Origin of the sequence: Acaricomes phytoseiuli DSM 14247, assembly GCF_000376245.1 — a bacterium.
In the GTDB taxonomy this organism is placed as follows: domain Bacteria; phylum Actinomycetota; class Actinomycetes; order Actinomycetales; family Micrococcaceae; genus Renibacterium; species Renibacterium phytoseiuli.
Genome location: NZ_AQXM01000041.1, coordinates 1 through 25,432 on the forward strand (window position 1 = coordinate 1; position 25,432 = coordinate 25,432).

A 25,432-nucleotide genomic window follows, 5' to 3' on the forward strand; every position below is an offset into this window, starting at 1 on the left:
TAGTTCTACTTCAAGAGATACGGTACAGGGTAGCAATGGGCGGAGGAGGGGTGATCGTGCATCAGATGCAATAATCATTGTTTTGGTTGACATAAGATTCATTATCGGTACAAAATCAGCGCTAGAGTTCAGTTAGTACGTAATGAGCTTTTGCGCTATGGTTGAGGTATGGAAAGTCTCATACAGCGAGCCGATATATCCGTCAGTGATGCACGTACGAAGTTGTCGCACGTTGTCGAGCGGGCTCGTGTTGATCACGAGCCTGTTTACTTGACCAATCGGGGCCGGAGGGTAGCGGCGATCATCGACGCCGCTGACCTTGAAAGACTGATAGAGCTCGCGGAAGATGCCGTCGATATCCAGGCAGTGCGCGAGGCGCGGGAACGCCTTGCGGCAGGTGAAGAAACGATCCCGTGGGAGCAAGTAAAAGCGGACCTCGGATTGTGAGTGCGTCCTACACCATCGAATTCACCGCCGCAGCGGCTAAGCAGCTCACAAAGCTTGACAGGCAAGCGCAGCGCCGCATCCAAGCAGCGATTGAATTGCTAGCTGAAACACCACGACCACCGGGAGCTAAAAAACTTGTTGGCAGCGACGGCGAGTGGCGGGTCAGGACCGGTGACTACCGCATCGTGTACGAGATCCATGATCGCCGATTGATCGTCTACGTAATCCGCATTGGACACCGACGCGACATCTACAAAAGCAGTTAACTACCCGAAACTTCAAGGGTATGAATATGTCAACTGTTTTTGGCTCCGGGAGGGCAACTATTTCTGGCCCCACCCCTCGGTGCTAGTCAAAATACCTGGGTCTAGCGCCGAGATCTTATGTAAAGTATTATTTACTTTATGAAGAGTCTTCCGCTAAGCGTTAAGTACATCCTGGTTGTTGTTGCTGCTTTAGCTCTTATTGCTGTTTTTAGTGGCTTGAGCCAAGCGGTCGGCGAGGGGGCGGCAGGTACAGTATTGCGTGTTTTGATGTTCGGGACTGTAGGAGCTTCTGGCTTAGCGGTCATGTTGATCAAGCAGCGGCACAGCAAAGTTAGTCGTGCTGATGCTCAGGATAGTTTTGAGTCTGCTGTCGCGGCCGGTGCAGGGTCTGCTGTTTTTAGAGATTCTCTGGTGGTGCTAGCTGCCCTGGGCCTTGTGTTTATGGTCTTTACTGGTACCACCGGGGTTGCTGGGCTGTTAGTCTTTGCCGCTCTGGGCCTACTTGTAGCAGACTTCTTCGTTCGCTATTGGGTCGGGCTGAGACGACGGGGCGAGTGATGCGGAACCGGGTCGCTGAGTTACGGAAATCTAGATCTCTTTCACAAGAAGAACTCGCCCAAGCCGTTGGTGTTTCGCGGCAGTCGATTATCGCTATTGAAAAGGGCCGGTTCGGTCCGAGCCTTTCGCTGGGGCTGCGGCTGGGGAAAGTCTTCGAAACCCCGGTAGAAGAGTTATTTTTTCTCGATGACTAAACGCATGAACGGTACAAGGTATTGACGTAGAGCTTCATCTGCTTCTGTCCGGGGCATTTTCCTGCATTGGATACTGCGATGGTGGCTGCTATGACCAAAGCGGTCACACCGGCGCAGGCCGCCCAGCCCACGCCGGGGATGGCGCAGATAGCTGCGTTCAACAATGCCCCTGATCCGCTCATGAGCATGTCTTGATCGAACTGATTGAACAGAATGTACGACCCGCCACTATCCGTGCCTCCACCGATGCGAAGCTGGATTTTAGTCGGGTCTTGGATGGTCTGGTCTTCAACGAAGGTCAACGAGAAACCCTGAGGGAAGGTGAACGTCGTTTTCTTCAGCGATGTAGCGGTGTCTTCAGATTGCGGAACCGACGAATTCTTCAGATCGGCAATCACGGCTTGAAACTGCTCAGGGGTCAGCCCTTGAGATAAGGAGTCTGCGGTGAACGGTGTTTCATCATTGTTAGGCACAGGCGCAGCCAGTGACGCTTGCGCACTGGTTAGCCCAACGATGACAAGCGCAACGAGAACAAACAGCGAACGCCTCAAATATTTCATCTAGACAGCCCCTTACGACTGGAACCCAAGGCCTACGTAGGACCTAAACGGAAGGTGTCCGAGATATAGTGACACGCATCACCCAAGGTGGTCAATGGTCCAGCTTAGGGTACGAAAGGCTTACAGCGTCTGATACAAGGGAGCTTTGACTCCGGCGCTAGACCCAGGGATTTTGACTAGCACCGAGGGGTGGGGCCAGAAATAGTTGCTCTCCCGGAGCCAAGCAAACCTGTCACACTCAAGGGTAGCTATGAAGAAGAGCAGACTGATAGATAGAACTAAAGAACTGCCGTAGTCCCTATGCGATGTTATGCGCGTTGCATGGCTTCTAATCTTGATTCGGGATGTCGCCTAATGAAGTCACTCGGATTGGGTGGTTCCTAAAAGCTTTGGACCTTAGACGTAGGTCAAATTGATGTGTGATGCTTCGCAGAAAATTGTAAGGGTCAACATCGTGTACCAGTAATTCGGTGACTGGGATGTGTCCATCGGCATCAGTAATCTGCTCTAAGAGTGATCCGTCACCATCAGGGAGCTGGGCGCGATCTACAGCTAGGACACGCAAGTCGTGGCTGAGCTCCCCGCCGCCGATTTCAAACCCGACAACAAACCACCGGTCTTGGTCTATGCCGATCGCGTCGATACCGCTTTCACCGGTTCGCTTGTAATCAAGTTGAGCTGTTCCGGAATAGTCCGGGTAGGTAACTTCTGCATCATTCCAAATGTAAGGTTTCAAAGTTTTTCCCAAAGACCAATCATTTATAAACATCAATAAATGAACTCATTATATTCTACTCTTCAACGGACAAGCCTACTTTAGAACAAGACTGGTGATGAGGGGTCGTCGCCGGTTCTGAGTGCTTCTAGGACGGTTGGTCTGGTGAGTCCGTGGTCGCGGATTTCGTTGCGTAGAGCGCGGGAGCGTGCGGCGAAATGTGTCCGGGCCTGTCCGCGCCAGGTGGATCCGGAGCCGTTGCGGTCTCGACCTTTTTTACGTCGGTCGAGCATGTTGAGGCGTGCGTCGCCTTCGAGAAGGTGCGTGTCAGTATCGGCGGTTGCGCGGACGCAGAGGGGCATGTCGCAGACATGCATCAAGGTAGATAGTTTTCTGATGTCTTGGCCTGTTGCTAGCGCGTATGCGTAGCGGTGCGGGCGCACCGCTACAGTGCGGTTATTAGCGTTCAGTGTGTAGCGGCCGTAGCCGTCATCAGCGACGGCACCGATCCAGTACCAGCACCCGTGAGGTGCCGGGTCTTTGACTACTTTGTTCCAGAACCTTTCCTCCGCATCAACCATCATTGATTCTTGGGTTCAGGGTTCATCGGTGGTGTGTTGGTTGTAGGTTTCCGAGACGAGGTCTTCCAGGCTGGTTTTCAGCGCCTCTATATTCAATGCGGGGTTGAGGGCAGCAATGTATGTGTAGTCGATATTGTCTAGGAACGTTTCCACGCTGAAGGGTATATGGTTTTTTTGGCGTTGGTTAAGTCGGAAACCGGCGATGTATTCGATGAGCGCACGTGCTGGCAGTACCGGGTCTACCGCACAGAGTTCGGCTATGCTTTTCAGGATCGGGTCGATCACGAGTGAGCGACCGTGGAACACACCACCAAGCTCGGCGGCGAAAGTTCCGAGGTGGTTGCTGCTGATATCGACTAACCTTGCCAGAGAACTGTAATCAATGGTGACGTATCCGTTAGACATTATTGCCTTTCCATATCCGAGTTATACAACCAGTACTTCCAGGCACCTAACGGCTAGCGGATCACTCTCCGGGAGTTTCCGAAGCCGTATCGGGCTGAACCTTTTTCTTCCGCACGGCGGGCTTGCGAGAGCTATCCAGTAGTCCGAGCTGTCGCATTTCGCGTTCGCTCCAGCCAGCTTTTAAAGCCGCTTTGCGAGCTTTCGAAGATGCTTGCTGCGCTTCAACAAGAAGCGCGCTTACTTCGGCCTCATGCCGTATCGCCTTCTCTAGCTGCTCGCCGGCTTGGATCTTGTCGTTCATGGTCGCCATGACGGCATCACGGATCGTTTCGCTCATGGGCAACAGTCTACAAGCCGGTAAAGAATTTGGCGGGTGCCGGGTCGGTTTCTTTAGTCCCCTGTCCACATGTGCACAGCAAAACATTTTTCCTTCGGTGTTTTCCTGCACACATGATGGACAGCGGAACCTCTAAGTCGGTTGAACACAGTCCACACGTCACGTTTTCAGCGAATGGTTACCTTGGGTGAGCGTGGACTGTGCACAACCTTCCTGGTGTGCGAGGCCGGGATTCAGGAAGCCCCGTCAGGGACGGGTCAGGGCGCAAGCGCCCAGAAAGATGGAGAGCTTCGCTCACAGTGCATATCTGGCTAACTCGCGCCCCGAGAGGGCACTCGTCATGGTTTGCCGGCCTTGGGTCTCGACAGCCGAAACTTCGTTTCTGAGTCGAAACCCAAAACCACCAAACCACCCGTTGAGGTTCTCGAACATTTTGGACAGCCGAAACTTCGTTTCTGAGTCCAAAATGCGAACCTAAACACGATGCACATTATACTATCTACGATAGTTTGCTAATCTAGTGGCTAAGTTGAGTGAAAGGTCTGTCATGCGTGGTGGTGTTGTTCCCTATCGTGGAAGTGTGCACGCCGCGACAGCTTCTGCGTTCCGGGACGCATCTGCTGCTGTGTTCTTCTTTCGTGAGGGTTGGTGTCACCCTGTATCTGATGGTGTGTTGATGTCTCGTGAAGAGTATTCGGCGTGGGTTGACTGGGTGGATAGTGATACTGGTTTGCGCCGTGGCACTTCGAGGCATCGTATAAGAGTCGAGAAGGACACCGGTGCTGTGGTGGAGAGGGGCGCTTCTCCACGCTTCTTTGAGATGTCCTTGAATTGCGATAAATCTTTGATAGTAGCTGCGCTTCTATCTACCGATGTAGCTACCGCTTTGATGTCTGCTCTCGAGCGGAGCGCAACTGTTTTGCGTTCGTATCTTTTCACCTCTTCAACGACACGTGTTGGAGGCAGGGCAGGTCAACGAACTGTGCCGGTGGAGACGATGGAGTTCTGCCAGATCCCGGGAACTGAGAATCGTGATGGTGAACCATTCTGGTATATCCGTATGCAGATTGGTGCTCGAGTTTATGCGGAGAAGAAGTGGCGTGGCTTAGCAAGTAGTGTGTTGCTGCACCAGATCAAAACCTTCCACCATCTGAGCGAGTTGGTTCTTTCCTCCGATGAAGGTTTGCGCGAAGCCCTAGCGAAAGGTGGCTTCTTCTTTGATGCTGGGGGTTGCTCTGTTCCTGAGCTGAGAGAGCACGCGAAGCTCATCTCTGAGCGGTCAACCCAGATCGGCAAACTAGCTGCTCAGCTTGATCAGGAGGAACTGAGGGAGCACGCCACGAAAAACAAGAAGTACTTGTCTTCTCTTCGTGCATCTCGAGCACTGCGCTCAGGCAGTGCCGATAGGCCGGCACGAGTGACATCGTGGGTTGAGTTTTTCCGTGATGCCCAATTACCGACTTCAGGAACATCTCATCACATATCGTCTGCTGTCGGTTTCGCAGGTCTTGATATCGAGGCTTTAGCCCGTGAGAGTTTAGCTGCTATCTCAGCGAATCATTCTCAATTTAGTGTCGTGATGCTTCAGGCAGAGGTGGCTCACCAGCTGCGGCTTCTTGATCGAATACTTACTACCGTTGAGGTCATGGATGTTTACAAGATTGCAACTGGCGTAGCTCTTCGCGTCTGTGATTCAGTGCTCCCCATTGATGCCCAAGACACGGTCACTCTTGCTACAAAGCATCTCACCGTTCCCGCCACCGGAGGCGTTCACTGATGCAAGGGTCGATGGTGTTCTTTCGAGGCAGCGGCGCATCAGCGCGCGCTTATCTTGAAGCTGATCATCACCGGGCAGATGAGTACTACCTGGAAGAGCAAGGCCAGCTCGCGGAGCGCTTCGTCTACGGGCCGGACGGTGTTCTTGTTTCGACTGATTCGCTGGATGCTGATAAATATCAAGCGTGGGTGGATTGGGTGGACCCGGACACTGGCGAAGGCCGTGGGAAGCCGAAAGGTCAAGAGCGTTTGAACCAAGATGATGGTTCGCTGAGGAAGCGTCCAGCATCTCCTCGGTTCGCTGAGATGACCGTCAATTGCGATAAGTCGCTGTCTGTTGCTGCTGCTTTGGATGAGCGGGTTTCCGCGGCACTTGACGAGGCGCAGAACCAGGCTGCTCAGGCGATGAATGAGTTTGTGGCGAAGAACTCGTACACTCGTGTTGGCCCTTTGGGCGCTCAACGACTTGTAGCGGTCGAACGTATGGAAGCTGCCGCGATCATTCATAAAACATCTCGGGCAGGGGATCCGCACCGACACATCCATGTGCAGTGGAATTCCCGCGTTTTCGCTGAAGGTAAATGGCGTGGGGTATGGACGACACCGTTGTTGAAGCAGTCTCATGTGTTGAACGGTATTGGTGAGTCTGTCATACGTGGTCACGTGGGCCTGCAAGCGGCTTTGAAAGAAGCTGGCTTCACCTTCGATGCCCAGTCCGGGAAAGTCGTTGAACTTCACGCTCACGCTCAGCTGTTATCCAAGCGTCGACAGCAAGTTCAAGCTAACCTTGCCACGATTGAAACTCAATGGAGGAAAGACCACGACGGGCGAGAGCCAACAAAAGAAGAACGAAAGCGTTTTGATTTCCAGGCCTGGGCTTTGGACAGGCCTAAGAAGCAGCACAAACAGCACCATGCCTCTGTCCAGGGCTGGGTTGCCGAGCTTCAAAGCGCCGGTTTACAAACCAATAATTTCACTGGCGGCACCAAAGAAGAATTGAAAAGTCTTGATGACCTTGACCGGGCACAGATCGCGGCGGAAGCTATTGCCCGCTGCGAGGAAAAATCTTCGGCCTGGTCGCTCCATGATTTGCAAGCGAAGATCGCGAACCAGGTCGCCGAGGCCGGGGTGATCGCCTCGCAGGAGCAAATCAACTCTTTTGTTGAAGGCACCGCTGAGCAGGCGCAGGAATCGTGCCGTTCGATCAGTGATCCTCGCGATGGTCATATGCCTGATCACGTTCGGCATATGACTAGTGAACGGGTGATCGCGGTTGAGGACGAGCTGCGTCACCGGTTCGCTGCACGGGCAGCAGTGAACGCTCCGCTAACCCTTGATGGTGCCGGGTTCGCGGGCACGAACCTTGCCCACGCTCAGCGGCAAGCCGCGCAACTCATCGCTAGTAGCTCTGCCCTGGGTGTGGTCGAAGGTGCAGCAGGTTCGGGTAAAACAACACTTTTGAAGGAAGCAAAGGCTGTTCTCGACTCCCAAGGCAGGCAGCTCGTCGTTCTCTCCCCTACCCTCATGGGCGCCCAGGAAGCCGCCAAGTCGCTACAAGCCCCCGCTTTTGGTGTGCATAAACTCTTGCACGAGCACGGTTTTAGGTGGGATACCAACAACCGTTTCACCCGCCTAAAACCAGGCGAGACGGACCCGACAACCGGTCGGCAATACCAAGGCCCAAAAAACGATTACCGGCTCGTTCCTGGTGCCCGTGTGGTCGTTGATGAGGCCGGCATGATCGATCAGGACACCGCTCTCGCTCTGACTCAGCTCGCTGACCAGTACGGGTGCGGGTTGGTGTTCATGGGCGACCGGGCACAGTTACCGGCAGTCGGTCGCGGCGGTGTCCTCGATAAAGCTTCGAAAATTACGCTCGACAGGGTTGATGTTGATGTCGTGCACCGCTTCACCGACAAAGCCTACGCTGAGCTGTCTTTACAGCTGCGTAACAGGGAAAAGCCCGCCGAGTTGTTCGACAAGCTCTACGCCGGCGGGCATGTGCGTATCCACGACAGTATCGAAGCCGGTGTGGAAGTCATGACCGAACGTGCCGCACAAATTATTTACACCGGAGGCACCGTCGCTCTGGGAACACCGACCAATGAAGGTGCGGCAGAGATTAACCGGCACATGCAACAGGTCATGGCCGCTGCCGGGCGCACCCGTGAAGCCAAACACGAAGTAGTTGAGCGGGACGGTATTACATTGATGCACGGTGATGTCATCATGACCCGCAACAACGACACCCGCCTCGGGGTCGCGAACCGGGAAACTTACCTGGTGAAAAACACCCACCGTGACGGCTCGATCACGATCATCACCGCCGCCGGGGCGAAGGAAAGCATCCGTCTGCCAGCAGCGTATGTGGCCGAACACGTGCACCTGGGCTACGCCAGTACCGAATACGGCGAGCAAGGAGCGACCGAAACCGCCGGAGCAAACCTGCTCTCCGAGGCCTCCTCCCCCGGTGGTTTGTACGTCGGCCTCACCCGAGGAAAAGAAGAAAACACACTCCACATCGCCGCTAGCTCCTACAATGACGCGAAGAGCCAGTTCGTCGATGCGATGCACCGCGACAACGGTGACCTCGGTATAGAAAAAGCACGAACCGATCTCGCCCGTGAGATCGAGGGCCTGGACCTGTCCACACCACCAATCCCGGCAACCGTGCCAGAACACCTCACACAACCAGCACCAGCTCCGGGGCACGACCAGGAACCAGCACCCGTGCCCGGTTCTGTCCCGGAGCCGTCACTGATGCCCGCTGGTCTTCGGCAAGCCAATACCCAGGCTGAACCGGCAACCGCACCAGTGGCTGCTAGTGCCCGTGGCCCGTATGCCTTGGAGGAGCCATACAACCAACTCGTGCGGGAAAACCGGCTTGCCAGCGAGCAGCGCCGGTACGAGCGTAAACTCGCCTCGTTCGAGAACCGGCGTGCCCGGTACGAAACCGATCACGGGCACTCCCCGGAAGCTTGGAAACCGTTATACGACCAAGCCCGCGCAGACCACGAAAAAGCCCAAAGGATGCTGTCCGTTATTGAGGCGAACGTCCAGGACCGGGCGGAGCAGACCTACCGGACCGAACACGTCACCGCAGCCCAGAGGCTCAACACCGCCTACCAAGCAATGGGCCAGGCGAACATGTTCAGTAAGAAAGCCGCGACCCGCGACTACGAACAAGCCCGACAGCACTACCAAAACGCCTACGGCACAGCACCGACCGGTCACGTTCCGGCCGAACCGCCAAAACACGTCATTGCCGCCGTCCGGGAACAAGCCCTCAAACAGGACAACCCCGACCTCGCGAAAGCCCGCGCTATCGAACACAACGCCGGGCAGAAACTCGCTGAAATCAAAGCACAAAAACCCCGGTGGATCACCGAAGACCGCCGCCCCCAACCCCCAACCCAAGGCACCCCGGCCCAAGAAGCCGCTAAAGACCGTGCCTACGCAGGACGACTCGCCCAAGCTAAACGGCTCAGAAACGAGTACCGTAATGATGTCCGGGCAGCTTCAACACTCCATCCGACCCAGGCCCTACAGCGCGGTCATGACAAAGACCGCTAAAGCTGGTTGACTGCTGTGTTTTTCTACAGCAGGATCTAGGTAGGAGCACCGGGTTGTTGGTGTTTCTGGTGGTGTCCTTGCAATGGTGAAGGGCTTTTGAGCGCGGCATCGGGCGAGGGCTTAGTTCGTGAATCCTTGTCGAGACATTCATGAGGTGGTTTACATGGTCTATGCCGCTAGAGTTTCTGTTGCCGCGCTGGTGTCAGCGGCATTATTGGTCACTGGTCTTTCTTCTCCTGCTTCCGCAACATCGATGGACTCCGGCAATGTTCCGGAGCTGATTCAGCGGATAGCACCAGATCAAGGACAGGTTCTGAAAGGCGAAACAACACCGAGAGGAACGCAGTTTCGTTCTGGCCCGGCTTCAATCCAGGCACCTTCCGACCCGGTTTCGCCAGTTAAGGTTGCCGCTGGGGGTTCTGTGTTGAGTTTTTCTTTACCTCAAGAGTTAGACCTCAGCACCGGGTCTGTAGGCTCTGACGGCACAGTGGTCTATGAGGATAAAGACGCTCAAACAGATACAGCGGTTCAAGCCTTAGACGGCGGTTCCGTCCGGGTTCAGACCATTCTTCGCAGCCCTTCTTCTCCGCGCCAGTTCAGTTACCGTCTCAGCGAGGGATTCAGCCCTGTCATGGCCGAAGACGGTGCAGTGTGGGCTGTCGGATTTGATAATAATGACCAGTTCGCGGCGTATTCAATCAAAGAGGCCTGGGCTAAAGACGCAACAGGCAAGCCGGTACCGACCCGGTACGAAATTAGAGGTAACGATCTAGTCCAAGTCGTCTCCCCTACCCCGGACAGTGTGTACCCTATCGTGGCTGACCCGACGTGGGAATGGTACAACTTCGCGTACGGTGTCGGATTCAACAAAGCAGAAACCCGTGCCCTGGCTAACGCCGCAACCACCGGTGGGTTTTGCGGTGTTCTTGGCAGAGTTGCTTCTGGGATAGCCGCTGCGGCATGTGGTGTTGCTGCCGCGTACTTCTTTTTCCGGGCGCAGCAGATGGCTCAGCAGAATAAGTGCCTGTTCATCTCTGTTGCTCCAGTACCCTTAGGTGTTGAGTACATAAGCGCGAACTGCCGATAAACAGTACATGTTCTAACGTATCTGCCTGCTCAGGAGGTTAAGAGTTATGCTCTACGTCGTATTAGGAATCTGCGTGGGTGTCATCTTCGCCGCTTCCAGAGTCCCTAAAACACAGTGGGGCACTTCGATCGTCGGAATCGTGCTCCTAGTCCTGACGCTCTTCGGGTTCCAAGAAATGAAGCTAATTAGCTTTGGCGAATCTCTCTTGCTCTTAGCCAGCACCATTATTTCCACCTCTCTTTACGCGGGGGTGCTATGGAAACAAGAAAACCTCGACCCCTCAGTGACGGTATGGGGCTGGGCCTGGCGAGACTTCATCCGCCCCAGCTTCGCCCGAGACATCTACAAACAACAGAACACCGATACTGACAAAAAAGACCAGATCAACCTTTAAAATCTGTTGCAGGCCTCAAATGACACATATTGATAGTTCAGCCTAGCGTGACAGGTTTGGTGAATGTTGACCATTGATTGCTACTTTGTTCGCTGTGGTGCTGGGCCGTACACGAAGCTAGGGGGCCGTGTTCTTTAGCGGTGATGATCGGCATGTGGTGATCGAGGTAGTACCGGTACCAGGTGTTGACCGTGATGTTATCTTCATCGTTGCCGATGTTCTGCCATCCGTCGCAGAGGTCTTGTATCCGGTTCACAACTTCGGTGTGGAGCCACCATTTCTGGCACCAGGAGGAATCCCGGTGCCGGTCTTCCCACACCGGGATAAGTACAGTGGTGACGAACTCGGCTAGTTCCTCATCGAATTCTTTCAACGGCTCTATCATGAGATGGCTGCTTTCGCTTCAGAGGAACTTTCTGGTGTAGCCACCGGTTCAGTGACTGGTATTTTGGAGGCGGATTTCACTAGTTTTTTCAGTGCCCGGTCCTTATACCAGGGTAGAGACATTGCCAGGGTGGGCCTGGACTGTCCGGCGAGGATGATCATTCGATCACCTGGAACTGAGGCCAAGTCGGAGACGGATAGGATCGAGTCGGTCTTGGTTTGGTATGAGGTGGATTTGCCTTGGCTTCCGTAAGAGACGACCGCTTCTTTGTATTCATAGGTTCCCACCAGCTTTTCCAAATCCGACAGAAACTGCGGTGATACCGCGTTACCGCCGTAAATGCGCACGTTCGCCGCTGACCACATCTTCGCCATCCCGCCCCGCCCCCAGACTTCTTCACCTTGTTCGTAGGACTGGAGCAACACCATCGGCAGAATTCCTTTCGACCCGTAGTGGGAGTACTTCTCCGGTAAGTCTTTGATCCGGCAAATGTTCGCTGCTTCATCGAGCACTGCTAGCAACGGCACCGGTAACCGGCCCGTGCCTGTTCCTGCGGCAACGATCTCGGCGGCGTTGAACACTGCTTTTGTTAACGCCGCGATCACCGGACCGGCAGTGCCTGAACCTTCCTGAGAGAGCAGGAACAAGGTATCGGTGGTGGAAGCGGCGAACTCTGACGGAACGAACTCCTTTTTGCCGGGGCCAGGGGTCAACCATTCAAGCAACGATTTCGACTGAAGAAAGCCAACGATACGCCGGGCCTCAGAAAAGATAATCCCACGTGTTTTATCTGTTATTTTTTGTGTCTCGGCAACACGGGCTGCCAAGCCGGATTCCCCGTGTCGGGTTAGGATGTCTGCCGGTTCCTGATTCAACGGTGAATTAACCCACTGGAATACCGTGTCCATGTACTGTCCCGACAACGCCGCAGCCAACAAGTAGTCCGCGACAACGGTGAGACCGGCAGGGGCGAAATAGCCGTCACTGCGCGCATCAACGGAGCTGGTCGCGTCATCAAAAATCTTCGCTAACGCCTCTGCGTCCTCGATACAGTGCACAGTTGAGAGGGGATTGAAAAACATTGCCGGGCAAGCACCGGTCCCGGTGATGCGTTGCGGATCGAATAAGAACACCTGGCCAGTTTTCCTACGCGCTTTGGCGCAGACTTGGAAAAGCTCAGGCTTGTTCTCCGTCACTAGCACCGCCCCAAGAGCCTGCAAAATCGCCGGAATCGCCCTTGAGGTGGATTTCCCGGCCCGAGGCCCGCGAATATCCACACAGGTGTCCTCGAACGACTGAAATAACAACGCACCTGAGGGGATATGCCGAGCCAGGAGAACTCCCGGATACTTGGTGTCCGGGATGCCTAACCGTGCCGCTTTTTTCGCTACTGCTTTCCGCGTCAAAGGTTCGATCTGCCGTCCCCGACCCATATACCGGGCGGCACGGTCAATCTCGCGTCTCTGAGGCCGGGTCAACGCTACGGCCCCCCAGATAGTGAGAGCCGCCAATAACGGTAGACCGAACCATAGTAAGACTGCCCAGGTATTCGCCTCTGTCCAGGGCCGGACACCGCTACTCATCTCGTAGAGCACCGATAGTGTGCTCTGCGGTGAGTTCTCATACCCGCGACCGGCCCACTTCTCCCCCAGCGGCAGGACTGCCATGAAAAACACGACGGCAGCCACCACCACCAACAAGAACCCGATCAACGGGCCTGTGTTGTTCTGCCGGCGGCGGGTGACAGCGCTCATGCCGGAGCCTCTTTAGGCGTCCACGTATGAGGGTTTTCCTCGCCGGAATCATCCAAAAGCTCAGGCAGCTCATTTACGCTCGCTTCGCGGTTATCGAGCCACCAGCCGCAGCGGGTGATCGCCTTAGCTGGTTCGAGAATATTGTTCTCAAACCAGGTCTCGGTCTCCTTGCCCGCTTCAACAAGCTCGTAGGCCTCACGGATCAGCTCAGCCCGGATCTGCCGCGCCCAGGGTAAAACCTTCGGGCGCTGCTTCTGAGTCGCTTCCAGCTCCGGTAGCCCCAGCTGCTCCTCAGTCTCAGCCGTAGCCTGTTCTTGCCGGGCTTTCTCCTCTTCCGAAATTCCACCGGTTTTGCCGCATTCCCAGCACGGTTTGCCAGCCAGCCACGCCGCTAAACCAGCACGCTTACCTGCCGGTTTTTTGCTGAGGTCGTGTTCTTGGCTGTGCCCGCACTCGTGCTCGACAGAATAAAGAGTTTTCGCCATGACTATTTCCCTTCCACATTGTTTCTTTGGTCGATGCGGTTACTGATCCAGGTCAGTACGGCTTCTCGGAGTAGATCGGTTTGATATACCCCGGAGATCGCCGCTTCGGTGCGGATCGCTTCGACGAGCACGGGCGGTGCTGAGAGGTGAAAATTTCGGTGGGAAACCTTCGCTTCCATTTGCGCCTCGTACGCGGCTACTAGGTCCGTTCCGGTGTCGTGTACGTGTTCACGGGTCAATGACGTGCTGTTCATTGGCCTTGTCCCATCGCCCATTTCGTGTTCGTGTCGTTCAAATCCATCTCTGATGGGGTGAGGCGGAGTTGAAAAGGTATGCCGGGTTTACCGCCGACTTTGATGAGGAATTTCCCCAAACCGGGCCGTTCTGCATCTGCCCGTTTAGTCCAGGTTCCTGGGTCTGCCCAGCCGGAGAGAAGGTCTTGTTCTACCTGCCCCATAGGAGAGACTTTGGTGAGCTTTTCCATCTCTCGGCCGGGTAAAGCCCCGGCGAAAATCATGCCTGATCGTTCTACCAGTCCTCGGGCTTTGGCACGTTCGTGTTCGGTCGGCAGCGCGTCTAGATCACTCATGGTGTGAGTGATCATCGCTTGGCCTACTCCTTCTTGCCGGTTCAGCCGGGTCAACGAATCAATGAAATCGACCATCCCATCACCGGCTCGCAACGCCCGCCATAACTCGTCCATGACAAGAAAGAAATTCCTTCTCGGAGCCAAACCGGCATCAGCCAGGGCGTGAGCTGCGGCGACGGTGACGAAACCAATACCCCAACACGACATGAGCGCCGCCGCTTGCACATCACGCGGGGACCGCTCTAGTGAGGACAGATCGAAACACACCGGACGGTGTGAATCCATAGGGACCGTGGTGTGTTCGGAAAACATGGTTCCGAACCGGCCGTGACCATCAAGGACGTATAAGGTCTGCCGTAATGCGTCGGTCGCGTCTAGGTAGCGCTCGTTCTGTCCCCGGTCCAGGGTGATCTGCCGTAGCGGTTCTGGACCTGAGGCGATGATCGCCTCAATGTCCCGGATCAGCGGCGGGCTATCCGGGTGCTGTTCATCCCACAACGTCAACGCACCATCAAGGAGGGATTCTTCAACAGCATTGACCGTCGCGTCTTGGCCGGGCCGGGCGATCACCACCAGCGCGGTTAACATGGTCAGTCGTCTAGTTTTCCAGTCCGCGACAAACGCCGCCCGTGCCGGTTCCGGTAAAGCGTCGCGGGCCGCGAAAAAGGCCTTTCCTGGGTCGAGGACGTTCAACGAACCCGACGAACCGAACGAGATCACTTGCCCGTCCATCGCGAGTATCAGCTTCACGTAATCGGGTTTTAGATCTCCTAAGATCATCGGTAAAACGCCTCGGGCGGCCATGCCGATCAGCATGTGTCGCACCAGTGACGACTTCCCGAAGTTCGGTAACCCCAGCACGAAACACGAGGGGTTACCGATCAGCCGGTGTCTGAACCAGGCATCCGGATCAGCGGTGACCATCGCCGCCGTTTGGGTATGTAACCCTAACGGGGTACCAGCCAAGGGGACTCCGGCACCGGACGAAAAGGGCCATAACCCGCACACCTGCACTGATGTCCCACGCCATTCAGGGGCCGGCTGGATTGATCCTGCCACGACGGCCCCGCCTCCGGGGCCGACAAAGCCCCGGTAACCAGGTTCCGGGACCTGAACGGGTACCGGGCCTTTCACCGTGTCTTGAGACCGACGGAAAAGTACCTGCCCGCTACTGTCATCGGCCGGTGGTGTCGCTTTCTTCCCACCAATCATGGTCAATCGCTTTGGAAAAACAGAGAGTTTCGGCATCACATAGCCTCTCTAATGTAGGCGGGCAGGGCCGCTTGCTCAGGCAAAATGATTCCTAAAGGCAACGACGCGGCAAAGGTAGTGTCTTGGGCACCGTAGGCGGGACGTAAACGAATTTTCGCGCTGGGAGCTAGCGTTGATTCGACCGCGATCACTGCCCGCTCTAGTTCGTCCCCATCGACACTGCCCGGCATGACCGTCGCGGTGACAATGACAGAGAAATTTTCCAACCCGGCACCGGTGGCTTCTTCATGCGCGGTTTGCCGGGCATGGGCTAGCTCTGCTTGATGCCTCGCGGTCGGACGAGGATTACCATTGACCCGCACCAAGGCAGCGTTCAAGTCTTTTTCGACCAGGGCCGCTGTCGATCCGGCCTCTACCGGCCGGTACAAGAACGCCACCCTTTTACGGGCCACGTCCGGGTGCGGACCCAGAAGCTTCGCTAACCGGTCCGCGTAAATATGGCCTCTCGGGGCATCGGTCATCACCCACGATTTAGATAACCCTGAATCATGACGGTACGTATCGAAGCCGCGCTGGGTAGCCACCGGACCGGCCTCTTTGAAAGAAAACACCGGCGGTGTTTCATCCAAATGCGCTTGATCTATGCTGTCTTGAACGACCGGGTCGTACGCGATCCGCACCCGTTCGGCGATCTCAGAAGCACTCAACGCACGCCCCGCTTCCCCGCCAGTGCCAGCTAAACGTGCCACGAAACCCGGCACCCGGTTTGCTAACGCTGCCATGTACTGCTCCGGCCGGTTCGCTAGCTTCCCGCGCGGAGAAAAAGTCAACGTCACGAACCCGGAAAGCCGATGATTACCAGTCGAGGAAGTATCAATCGCCTCAGCCAACACTGCTTTCGATAATGCCGGGGCATCATCAACAATGCTCGAGGTGACCGCTTGAGCCAACCGGTGCCCAGTATCAGGGGCCGACTCGATCACCACCGCCGCCCCGATCAGCCCGTCTTCTTCACCAAACCGGGACACGAAATCCCCCCACCGGGCCACTTGAACATCTCGATCAGCAAGATCAAGCAACGACCCACCATCAGGATCAACACCGATCACGACCGTAAACGTTTTGACCCTAGCCGCCGTGTTACGCAACAAAGCGAAAACGGTTCCGTTCGGGGCGGCCACATCGACCGCTTCAATCGCCGCTGCGATCCCCGGTAAACGAGCCTTACCGCCAGGAACCATCACCGCGTTATGCACACGGGACCCCGAAGCACGTAAACGCGCCCCGGTCAGGCCTTCACCGACTTTATTAACAATCGTTTTACCGTGCCGGTCTCGCACCGATAAAGCCAGTAACGCTCCCCCGGTCACCGCAGCAACAACCAAACCAGCTACCAAATTCACCATCGCGGCTAATACCGCGATCACTAAACCACCAAACATGATGACCGTAGCCACCCCGGAAAAGGACTTATACCCACTCTTCGCGGGCTTGCGCCAATTACCGTATGTCGGTGACTCATACACCTTGGACTCAGCCATCAGGCCTCCCCTGTCTCTTCACGAATACTGTTCTGCGCCGCTGACACACCCACAGCAACACCCTTCGCCGCGACCGCAGCCACCCGTCGGCCCTCACCAGCACCAGAGGCCACTGACGAACCGACACTGTTCGAAGCACTCCCCGACCTCGGCGCAGCCGTCGAGGCACCAGCATTGCCACCACCGGTACCCGGTGAGCCAGTAGCACCAGAAGCACCAGCGGTTGTCGGGTGAGCTGCTGTTTCTGCCCCCGCCCCGGTGCTGGTAGAACCTGGTGAAGCGCCGCTATCAGCCCCGGTAGCCTGGGCCGGGGCGGCTCCCGGCGCGGAATGACCCTCACCAGCACCGGACGGGTTAGCGGCTGTTTCGGCTCCCGCTTTCGTTTTATCCGCAACCGTTTTCGCTGCCACAGCACCAGCAGTTCCAGCACCAGCCGTGACCGTCCCGGCTGCAACAGAGGCAGCCGTGGACCCTGCCGTGCTGGCCCCAGATGCCCCAGCGGTACTAGTGGCCCCGGATTGTGCAGCTCCGCCCCTAGCACCACCACCGGCGGTAGGGGTTTTGGTAGCCCCGGAAGCGGGAACGGACATCATTGAAGCCGACGCCCCGATCGCACCGCCTAACGCGCCACCACCGACAGCAGCCAAAGCCGGGGAAAGAAGTTTCAACAGCGACGGCAACGCGATGACCGCCATGCCCATAATCACCAGGCCTGTGATCCCGGCAGCAATCGCCTCGCCCAGGTCTTGTTTCACCGACAGGTCCGCACCAAACGCCCTGGAACCCATCAGCTGTAACCCGGCAGCGTAAATCAACGCCGCTACCGGTTTCCAAATGATGAACGTCACTAAAATAGACACGTACCGGCTAAACCATGTTTTCCCGGTCTGAGTGTTCGTGAACGCCACGACCAGCGGCAGTAAACCGGCCATGATCACGATCATTCCCGACCGCACCAGCATTAACATGCACTGCACTACAGAAGCGGCGATGCCCAATAACACCATGATGACCGCACCCAGCCCTGACCCTAACGCGGGGTTGACTAACACTGCGGTGAGGCCTTCATTCAACTCACCACCAGCATCGGCTACCACCCACTTCGACAACGAATCAGAAAAGACCGTCAGCAACCCCACCGCCGATACCCCGGCACCAGTGACCACTAAAAACGTCACCAAATGCTTCACTAACGACCCCAACGGCTGGCCCGAACGGGTCGTCATGATTTGAATACCAGCGATCAGCACGGAAACCACTAACAACACCGCAGCGACCCAGGAAACCTTCGATTCCAGAAACGCCACCACCGGGGCACCGGCACCACTGGTCAGATTCGGTGCATCAACACCAACCCAAAACGTTGAAGCCCACTTCAACACCCCCGCCAAGAACTGCGCTAAGGAATTAAAAATCGCATCGAACAAAGGCTTCACCGCCTTGTCCACCACGAACCCGGCCAGGCCTTCCAGAATTTCTTTCATCTCAAAACCTGATCCCTTGCCAGGGAATGAATTCTTCAGGGTCAAGATTCGTCGATTTCACAACCCCGGAAGCATCCGTCTGAACCTTCCAATCCCCAGACTCCCAAACCATCAAAAACGCCAACTGGGCCTGATACCCAGGCTTAGAAGGGATACCTAGCTGAAGAACGATTCCGGCTTTGTCCTTCGTAAAGTACTGGATCACAAACCCCATCAGCTGAGACTGCTGATCGGCATCGTACTTCTGCCTCACGACCGGATCAGCAAATTTCGTACGTAAAGCCTCCCGACCGGGACCGGCAGCGTTAAGATCGTTGATCACGAAGTCATACTCACCGAACTCGCTCCCCGCCCAAGCATTAGCAGCCGCCAGCAACGCACCAGTCGGTGTCCGAGCGAAACACGACCGTTGCGTCTTCGCCGCGTTCTGCAGACCAGGCCCTGACTTTTCAGAAAACGGAACAGCCGTCACCACCCCCGGCAGGCGCGGATTATCCACAAAATCCCACCGAACATCCGTCGGCGCACGTGAAGGCACCGCCTCCGGGCCATCACTCAAACCACACACCGACGCATCAGAACCACCGGCACCAGCCCCAGTACCCGGTTGTGCCAAGGAACTGGCCTCACCAGGCACCGTGACAGAAGACTCAGATGCGCCACTGGTCGGGGCTTGCTCCTGATTGAAAGGCTTCACCAGCACTAACACCACAGCCGCGATCACCACCACCGCCGCCGAAGCCGCTAACACCAGCCACGAAGGCCGCTGATAAAACGGCCGATCATCAACACCACTACCAGCACCAGAATCGCTGTTCTTACTCTTCAACCAGGCCATGACTAAACCCCTGGAATGAAGAAACCGACCAACGTACCGGCACCGGCAACAATCGCGCAGCCCAGCAACACCAAACCCAAAGCCCCTGCGGGCTGCTCACCACGACGATGCGATAACATCATCATGATCGCGCAGATAATCAACCCGATCACCCCAGCAATGGCCCCACCCCACGCAACCCACTTCACAATCGTCAGAACCTTCTCCCCACCAGGAGGTTGCTCAGGCGAAACATCAATCGCTAACGCCGCATCAGCACCAGCGACGAACCCGACACACACCACCGCGGCCACGGCGACAACAAGAACCAGCCACCGCCACACGGGCCGGGATTCAACAGAATTTCCGATACTTTCCATAACCTTTTCCCTTTACCTCTTACCTAATTACCTGAACGAAAAATGTCAGCAACCAGCCAGGCCAAACCCTCACCGCCGCGCTGTAACCGCATCGCCCACGGGCCATCATTTGTAGAAAAAATCACCTCAGCAAACACGGGGTTCTTCGATGGGTTGACTACCTCGACCCGATCCCAAGAGGCGATACCAACCCGGTCAACAGAAATGAATTCAGCATCAGCGGCATACTCCGGGGTCAGTAACGGCTCTAACTCCTGCCACCACAACCCCTGCCCGACCGTGACATTGCTAAACGCCCGCATCGCCGCCTCCGCGGCAGCTTTCACTTCCACCGCTGAACCTGCCTCCCCCTCAACCCAGACCGCGTCCGGGGCCGGAGCATAAGAATCACTCACCACACCGGCACTACTCACCGGCACCGGAGCAGGAGCCTGCGACGAAGCAGAAACACCACCAGCAGCAGGACTAGATACCGACCCCGATACCAACCCACCCCTACTGGTGCCGGTCTCGGCCGGGGCACACCCACCAACAACCACCACGACTGCTACCACCGCCGGAACCACACAAGCACCCCATACAAGGCTTCGCCCCCGCCCACTCATCGCCACGCACCTGCTTTCCTCAGAATCGGTACCGGGTCCACAGCCCCGGAAGCCGGAACCGGATTATCACGGGCCGGCGAATAAATCTCCACATGCACATGAGGCCCACTCACATTGCCCGTCGACCCCATCAACCCCAACGGGGTACCCGCCGCTACCACGTCCCCCACACGGACCTTGCACGACCCAGCGACCATATGAAACAGCCCGAAACTGTACTGACCATCAAGACTGGTACCAGCCACGTTCTCCCCAGCACCCCACACATCCTGGGATGCTGGCTGCGCCCGAGTGATCCTCATATCCGTAGGAGCCAACACCTGCGGAGCACCAGCAGCAGACAGATCAACCCCGTAATGAAAACCACCATTAATATCGGCTGTCCCTGCCAGGGTGCCCCGCCACCCATACGGACTCGTCATCACCGCTGACGGGGAATCCAACGGGAACACCCACTGCCCCTTCGGGTCTCCCACTACCTGCCCACCACCGGCAACACACAACCCGGCACCACCGCCGGTCACCGCCTCGAACACCCTCTGCGCCGAAGCCCGAAACCGGGTGTAATGATTCCGATCACTATTGCGCTGAACCCGGTTGATCGCCCACGAAGGCTCCATCGCCTCCCACCCATCAACTTTCTGTAAAGCCTTGAAAAAATTCGTTGCGCTGATCGTTGGGTCCATCCGATCCGCCAACGACCCCCACGCCCCGTTACCCCGCTGCTGAAACAACCCCCTACTGTCAGGTCCAGCAGCATCACCACGATCAAGAACCCGCAACCCCGACTCCCCCAACGCACACTGAATCCCCAACACCTGCCCCGCAGCAGGCAACCCCATCACCTGAGCAGCAGCAGCAATCAACGCCGCATTAGACAACTGCTCCTGATCCACCCGGCCCCACTCCGTATCCAGGAACTCCGGCAACGCCCCAGAAACACCCACCCCCGCATCACACGAAGCACCAGAAGCAGCAACACCAGCACCAAACAACACCGCGAAACCAACCGGAACACCCAACACACCCGCAGCAACACCAGCCACCAAAAAACCCCGACGATCCATCACCGACACCCCCGCAAAGAAGCAATAGATGTTTCTCGCAACAGCCTCGTCCCAGCCTCAGCAGGGCCGATGAAAACATTCACCGGTGTAACTGGGTCGGTCTCGGTGGTGACCCAGTACAAATCCTTGCACTTGTCAAGGTCGAACCCGCCGGAACCAGTCACAACGAAACCGGTACCCGAATACTCCAAACGGGCCAGTACCGGTGCTCCAGGCACGGGTCCCAACACGTGCTGGGCATCCCACGACGTGGGATCTAGCACCGGCCCAACACCCGTGTAGCCGCCGCCAGGATCAGCCACCGGCTCCCCGAGAACACGAACACCGGCAGGAAGGGACTCGACAACGCGAGTAACTATCCGTTTCATACTCGAAACATCGATCAGATCAGAAGCCAGAAACGCAGCCACCGGTACGTGAGTGAACCAGCCGGGGCCGGGCCGATAAAGCCACCACACAGCCAACCGTCCGGCACCGTGCTGCCCGTTCATCCCGGCCACGCCCGGACCCTGAACTACCCTCCAAAACCCGTAAGAAGACGGAACCCACACATCAAGATGACCGTTCCCGCCAACCACAACACCCATCACCGACCACCCACTGGAACAGCCGTAATAACAACGTTGGAATCGAACGACGGAAGGTTAGTGCCGGGTACAGTCCCGGTCACTGGCCCCCCGCAGGTAATGAGCACCAACTGCCTCGGCCCGTCAGAAGCGAACAGTTCCGGGGCTAACCCGTCCTTGGATACTGTCTGCGCGGTCACTACACGCCAATCGGTCCTCTGGTCATCAGCAGTAACTACCGTCACGACCGATCCGGCCTCAACACCCGCCAGGGGCGCGAACGGGCCGGGACCGCCACTGTCAGTGTTCACATGCCCGGCCAGAACAGTTGACCCAGACACCGCATCCATCGGGGCACCGGCAGCAAGCGCAGCGACCGCATCGGCCGGGGGAACTACCACACCACCGGCAGCCTCCAACGGTCCGGCTTGGAGCCGCTGATCAATCCCCACACTGGGAACGACTACCCGGCCAGCGGCCACAACACCAGGTACCGGCTCAGTAGCAGGTGCCATCTCTGGTGCCACACTAAACGCAGAAGCAGTTGGGGCCGGGGCAAACTGGGGTCCGGCCTGAGAGCTCTGATTCATCCCCGCCACCACCAACCCGACAGCGGCAACCAGCATCACGGCGACGAAAAACATCACACCGACCAACCCACGCGACCGCCCTTGGCCAGTGTCCGATGTCAGCGATGTCTCGCAAGAGCCTAAAGAAATACGCTTACCCACCCGGTGACTCCCTTGATCAAATAAGGAAAAAGTGAAGAAATTGTTCCCTGGGCCGGGTAGCCCGCCACTCACCACCAAGGGGGTGCGGTGGATGAAGTGGGCACTACCCGGCCCAGAAAACCCATCAGGTGTGGTTAGGCCTGAGAACGGGCCACCACACTGGTAGCAGCCACAGCCGCTAACACCGCAAGGAAACCGCCACCAGCCATCAGCACACCACCATTAGCCGTGGTGTCCACCGCAGCCGGGGTGCCCGCCTCAATCCGAGGAGCTTCAACCTCTTTGACCGATTCCTTCACAGTGACGACCTCTTTGGTATTCGTCGTCGTCACAACCTCGGGCTTCTCCTTCAACGGGAACGACACACTTTCCGAAGCGATCAGGTGGTTAGACGTGAAGGCACGGTTTTCATCGGTTTCCGGTGTGGAGAGCACGATGTAGGAGTTCACCGGCTTACCGGTCTCGTCCTGCATCTTTTTCACAGCAGCTTCAACCGCTACCGCATCGAACGCATCGGAAACCTTCTGGTCAGCAACCTTGGATACGAGCTGGCTGGTTACCTTGACAGCATCAGCCGGAGCCTCAGGAGTACCCTCCTCCGTAGGAGCCTGCGTGGTCACATACACATCAGCCGTAACCTCGGCGGTGGTATCAGAAATAGCACCGGAACGCATGATCAGATCACGGAACGTGAAACCGCCCTGGAACTGGACCTGAGAATCCAACCGCTGACCGTATTTCAGGAAGTCAGCGCCTCGAGCAGACAGGGCTGCGTACTCGCCACCACCAAGCAGATTCTGGCTGCGCTGCGGCCCTTCCGGCTGGTAATAAGCATTCAACGCCGAACCCGCCAAAGGAGTCACCGTCGCAGCAGTGACATTGACCTGACCGGCAGGAACCTCAACCGCTTTAAGAGAGGCACCAGGCTTCACCGTCGCCTCAGCCTTGCCAGTGGACTCAAACTTGCCACCATTGTGCAAGCTGACCTTCAACTCAGTGTCGTTCTGTGCATTACCTGCCGCCGATACCGGGGCACCCACCGTCACCGTCACGGTGCCTCGGCCCTGATCATCAAGCGGGCCGAGATTATCCGCAGCCACCTTCACCTCAGGTGCCTTATACGGCCCCGCCTGAGCCTCAGCCTTCTTATACAGATCACGAGCCTCAGCAATCCGAGTAGCAAGACCAGAATCGGTCTCGGCCGCCTTGGAGATCATCCCCCAGCCCTTGGCATCAAAAGCCTCATGAACCGTGAGCGCCACACGGGTATGAACAGCTGGATCAGAACTAGCTGCTGCGTAGGCAAAAAGCCAGTTAAACACCGGGCCACGCGGATCATCCACCGGAACCGCAGGAACCGCATCCGGACCCACACCCGCACCAAGATCGATACACCAGCCAAGCAAGGTTGGGTTTTTTGATGTCGGGTATGACTTCATCGACCCGAAATACGTCTGATACCCAGGCACAACCTCAAACTTCTCACCAATGTTGTACATCGACTCGTCATCAACCACACGCGCAGCCTGCGCAGCAGAAGCCGACCCAAACAAAGCCCCACCCGCCAACGCCAACACAACAGCTGTTGCATTCCAAGACATGCCTCGAGATAGGCGAACCTTACTAAAGTGCCCACCACCCATAAGAGATACCATTATGCTCCTCTAGTTTATTCTATGATTCTTGAGAATCTAATACTATTGTAGAGAAACATAAATGTATGTCAAGGGAGTGAGATCACGGTGTACGTCATAGATGTATCTAGAGATTCATTGCAGACTGGTGTCCCACACCTATTTCGAGAGATAGTAGTAGCTATGCCTCGACAGACGATTCCAGATCATGCATGGCCCGATGATCTTGCGTATGCAATGAAGGTCTTTGCCATGCCGATGCGTGTAGGCATTCTCGTGGAACTGATGAAAGAGAGTCCTCTGCTAAGGGGTGATCTCATGGAACGTCTCGAAAAGGAAAGCGTGCCGGTTGGGCGGGCACTAAACGATCTAGAAGCTCTCGGGATGGTGGAGGCGGACCAGCCTCCAGGTCGGCGGCATGGGCGAGCTGTCAGATATTCGGTAAACAGGGAACGATATATACAAGCTGTGACTGCCTGGGCTAAATACGTCATCCCAGAGGAACTTAAAAATGACCTAGACCTAGACACGAACCAAGCGAAAAATTAGTGACCGAGGCCTTCGCCCCCGCTAACTACGTGCACTGCTCCTGAAACATGCGGGAGCTGACTGATCTGAAAAACGGATTCTGCAATCTCCTCGGCATGTGCCATTCGCCTTAACGGAGTCCGGGACAGCAGAGATTTGAGATTTTCCTCCGAAACAGCCTTCATCATGTCCGTATCGGTAGCCCCTGGAGCAACAACATTGACTCTGACACCAAATGGCCCTGACTCCCACATGGCAGACCGTGCCAAGCCTTCAAGACCTGCTTTTGACGCAGTGTAGTGCGAAGCTCCTGGAATACCAGCCCGAGACGACTCTGATGAAATCAGGACGATAGAACCAGATCGCTGTCTCATCATCACTCGCAGAGCCTCCCTGCAAGCGATAAAGGCTCCTATCAAGTTTGTATCGATAACCTCTCTAACGTCTTCTACACGCATCCGTACCAAAAGATCTTGTCTGACCATCCCTGCGCTATATACAAGGACGTCCAATCTACCTAAATGTTTCACCGCACCGCGCAGTGCCTCCACCAGGGATTTTTCATTGGTCACATCGGCTTCGATGCCGTGCACTCCCTCATCTACTCCGCTCCCTCGATGAGTGCCAGCCACCAAGAAGCCCTCAGAAAGATACTTGGCCGCGACTGCTCTACCGATGCCCCTAGAGGCACCTATCACAAGCGCCCCTGGTTGGGAGGGGTCTGGGTCTGGCTCAGTGATTTTGCGCACAAGACCAGCATA

The 25,432-nt window shown here is 56.4% G+C and carries 28 protein-coding genes; 9 read left to right on the plus strand and 19 right to left on the minus strand.

Going from position 1 to position 25,432, the window contains the following annotated elements:
• Positions 1 to 168 precede the first annotated feature (168 nt).
• From C501_RS0102230 to C501_RS0102245, 4 genes are all read left to right on the plus strand, one after another.
• Positions 169 to 447, plus strand: a complete 279-nt coding sequence (locus tag C501_RS0102230; protein ID WP_018134002.1) for a type II toxin-antitoxin system Phd/YefM family antitoxin — start codon at positions 169 to 171, stop codon at positions 445 to 447.
• On the plus strand, positions 444 to 713 hold the full coding sequence (locus C501_RS0102235) for a type II toxin-antitoxin system RelE family toxin (protein ID WP_018134003.1): 270 nt from the start codon (positions 444 to 446) through the stop codon (positions 711 to 713). Before C501_RS0102230 ends, C501_RS0102235 begins: the two co-directional genes overlap by 4 nt.
• A 138-nt stretch (positions 714 to 851) precedes the next feature.
• Positions 852 to 1,271, plus strand: a complete 420-nt coding sequence (locus tag C501_RS0102240) for a hypothetical protein (RefSeq protein ID WP_018134004.1) — start codon at positions 852 to 854, stop codon at positions 1,269 to 1,271.
• On the plus strand, positions 1,271 to 1,465 hold the full coding sequence (locus C501_RS0102245; RefSeq protein ID WP_018134005.1) for a helix-turn-helix transcriptional regulator: 195 nt from the start codon (positions 1,271 to 1,273) through the stop codon (positions 1,463 to 1,465). Before C501_RS0102240 ends, C501_RS0102245 begins: the two co-directional genes overlap by 1 nt.
• Here C501_RS0102245 and C501_RS0102250 read toward each other — a convergent pair.
• From C501_RS0102250 to C501_RS0102270, 5 genes are all read right to left on the minus strand, one after another.
• Entirely contained in the window at positions 1,462 to 2,025 is a 564-nt protein-coding gene (locus C501_RS0102250; protein WP_018134006.1) for a hypothetical protein, read from the minus strand. The genes C501_RS0102245 and C501_RS0102250 overlap by 4 nt on opposite strands.
• A 328-nt stretch (positions 2,026 to 2,353) precedes the next feature.
• Positions 2,354 to 2,794, minus strand: coding sequence for a hypothetical protein (locus tag C501_RS0102255; RefSeq protein ID WP_018134007.1), 441 nt, complete (start codon positions 2,792 to 2,794; stop codon positions 2,354 to 2,356).
• A gap of 47 nt (positions 2,795 to 2,841) precedes the next feature.
• Positions 2,842 to 3,324 carry a hypothetical protein gene (locus C501_RS14180; protein WP_018134008.1) on the minus strand — a complete coding sequence of 161 codons (483 nt, stop codon included), beginning with the start codon at positions 3,322 to 3,324 and terminating at the stop codon, positions 2,842 to 2,844.
• Between the two features lie 12 nt (positions 3,325 to 3,336).
• On the minus strand, positions 3,337 to 3,726 hold the full coding sequence (locus C501_RS0102265) for a hypothetical protein (protein ID WP_018134009.1): 390 nt from the start codon (positions 3,724 to 3,726) through the stop codon (positions 3,337 to 3,339).
• Positions 3,727 to 3,787: 61 nt separating this feature from the next.
• Positions 3,788 to 4,063, minus strand: coding sequence for a hypothetical protein (locus C501_RS0102270; RefSeq protein WP_018134010.1), 276 nt, complete (start codon positions 4,061 to 4,063; stop codon positions 3,788 to 3,790).
• A 520-nt stretch (positions 4,064 to 4,583) separates the two neighbouring features.
• On the opposite strand from C501_RS0102270, the gene C501_RS13835 reads away from it, so the two are divergent.
• From C501_RS13835 to C501_RS0102295, 4 genes are all read left to right on the plus strand, one after another.
• Entirely contained in the window at positions 4,584 to 5,840 is a 1,257-nt protein-coding gene (locus C501_RS13835) for a relaxase domain-containing protein (protein WP_083906506.1), read from the plus strand.
• Positions 5,840 to 9,412: a MobF family relaxase gene (gene mobF / locus C501_RS12185; RefSeq protein WP_018134013.1), complete on the plus strand. Its 3,573-nt coding sequence runs from the start codon at positions 5,840 to 5,842 to the stop codon at positions 9,410 to 9,412. Before C501_RS13835 ends, mobF begins: the two co-directional genes overlap by 1 nt.
• A gap of 163 nt (positions 9,413 to 9,575) precedes the next feature.
• On the plus strand, positions 9,576 to 10,499 hold the full coding sequence (locus C501_RS14185) for a hypothetical protein (RefSeq protein WP_156807582.1): 924 nt from the start codon (positions 9,576 to 9,578) through the stop codon (positions 10,497 to 10,499).
• 46 nt (positions 10,500 to 10,545) lie between these two features.
• A complete protein-coding gene (locus C501_RS0102295; RefSeq protein WP_018134015.1) occupies positions 10,546 to 10,893 on the plus strand; it encodes a hypothetical protein in 348 nt (115 codons plus the stop codon).
• A gap of 37 nt (positions 10,894 to 10,930) precedes the next feature.
• On the opposite strand, the gene C501_RS0102300 is transcribed toward C501_RS0102295, so the two are convergent.
• The 13 genes from C501_RS0102300 to C501_RS0102365 all read right to left on the minus strand — a co-directional run bounded on the left by C501_RS0102300 (position 10,931) and on the right by C501_RS0102365 (position 24,164).
• A complete protein-coding gene (locus tag C501_RS0102300) occupies positions 10,931 to 11,266 on the minus strand; it encodes a DUF4913 domain-containing protein (RefSeq protein WP_169332107.1) in 336 nt (111 codons plus the stop codon).
• Positions 11,267 to 11,274: 8 nt separating this feature from the next.
• A complete protein-coding gene (locus C501_RS12190; protein WP_051064444.1) occupies positions 11,275 to 13,032 on the minus strand; it encodes a type IV secretory system conjugative DNA transfer family protein in 1,758 nt (585 codons plus the stop codon).
• Positions 13,029 to 13,517, minus strand: a complete 489-nt coding sequence (locus C501_RS12195; RefSeq protein ID WP_018134018.1) for a hypothetical protein — start codon at positions 13,515 to 13,517, stop codon at positions 13,029 to 13,031. Before C501_RS12195 ends, C501_RS12190 begins: the two co-directional genes overlap by 4 nt.
• Before the next feature lie 2 nt (positions 13,518 to 13,519).
• Positions 13,520 to 13,771 carry a hypothetical protein gene (locus C501_RS14190; RefSeq protein ID WP_156807583.1) on the minus strand — a complete coding sequence of 84 codons (252 nt, stop codon included), beginning with the start codon at positions 13,769 to 13,771 and terminating at the stop codon, positions 13,520 to 13,522.
• Positions 13,768 to 15,030, minus strand: coding sequence for a hypothetical protein (locus C501_RS0102320; protein WP_018134020.1), 1,263 nt, complete (start codon positions 15,028 to 15,030; stop codon positions 13,768 to 13,770). The genes C501_RS14190 and C501_RS0102320 overlap by 4 nt, the downstream gene beginning before the upstream one ends.
• A gap of 323 nt (positions 15,031 to 15,353) precedes the next feature.
• On the minus strand, positions 15,354 to 16,859 hold the full coding sequence (locus tag C501_RS0102325; RefSeq protein ID WP_018134021.1) for an SCO6880 family protein: 1,506 nt from the start codon (positions 16,857 to 16,859) through the stop codon (positions 15,354 to 15,356).
• The gene (locus C501_RS12200) at positions 16,859 to 18,343 is read right to left on the minus strand and encodes a TrbL/VirB6 family protein (protein WP_018134022.1); all 1,485 of its coding nucleotides are present in this window, start codon (positions 18,341 to 18,343) and stop codon (positions 16,859 to 16,861) included. The genes C501_RS0102325 and C501_RS12200 overlap by 1 nt, the downstream gene beginning before the upstream one ends.
• A 1-nt stretch (position 18,344) precedes the next feature.
• The gene (locus C501_RS14195; RefSeq protein WP_156807584.1) at positions 18,345 to 19,181 is read right to left on the minus strand and encodes a DUF8175 domain-containg protein; all 837 of its coding nucleotides are present in this window, start codon (positions 19,179 to 19,181) and stop codon (positions 18,345 to 18,347) included.
• A 2-nt stretch (positions 19,182 to 19,183) separates the two neighbouring features.
• Positions 19,184 to 19,540: a hypothetical protein gene (locus C501_RS12205; protein ID WP_018134024.1), complete on the minus strand. Its 357-nt coding sequence runs from the start codon at positions 19,538 to 19,540 to the stop codon at positions 19,184 to 19,186.
• Positions 19,541 to 19,563: 23 nt separating this feature from the next.
• Positions 19,564 to 19,872: a hypothetical protein gene (locus tag C501_RS0102350; RefSeq protein ID WP_026174522.1), complete on the minus strand. Its 309-nt coding sequence runs from the start codon at positions 19,870 to 19,872 to the stop codon at positions 19,564 to 19,566.
• A 269-nt stretch (positions 19,873 to 20,141) separates the two neighbouring features.
• On the minus strand, positions 20,142 to 21,212 hold the full coding sequence (locus C501_RS0102355; RefSeq protein ID WP_043567966.1) for a M23 family metallopeptidase: 1,071 nt from the start codon (positions 21,210 to 21,212) through the stop codon (positions 20,142 to 20,144).
• Positions 21,213 to 21,798: 586 nt separating this feature from the next.
• On the minus strand, positions 21,799 to 22,422 hold the full coding sequence (locus tag C501_RS14915; protein WP_156807585.1) for a class F sortase: 624 nt from the start codon (positions 22,420 to 22,422) through the stop codon (positions 21,799 to 21,801).
• A 221-nt stretch (positions 22,423 to 22,643) separates the two neighbouring features.
• Positions 22,644 to 24,164: a hypothetical protein gene (locus C501_RS0102365; protein ID WP_245532380.1), complete on the minus strand. Its 1,521-nt coding sequence runs from the start codon at positions 24,162 to 24,164 to the stop codon at positions 22,644 to 22,646.
• 87 nt (positions 24,165 to 24,251) lie between these two features.
• Here C501_RS0102365 and C501_RS0102370 point away from each other — a divergent pair, with 87 nt between their 5' ends.
• Positions 24,252 to 24,692 (plus strand): helix-turn-helix domain-containing protein, encoded by a 441-nt coding sequence (locus C501_RS0102370; protein ID WP_156807586.1) that lies wholly within the window; start codon positions 24,252 to 24,254, stop codon positions 24,690 to 24,692.
• On the opposite strand, the gene C501_RS13840 is transcribed toward C501_RS0102370, so the two are convergent.
• A complete protein-coding gene (locus C501_RS13840) occupies positions 24,689 to 25,420 on the minus strand; it encodes an SDR family NAD(P)-dependent oxidoreductase (protein ID WP_083906507.1) in 732 nt (243 codons plus the stop codon). The two genes, C501_RS0102370 and C501_RS13840, sit on opposite strands and share 4 nt — an antisense overlap.
• Positions 25,421 to 25,432: the final 12 nt, after the last annotated feature.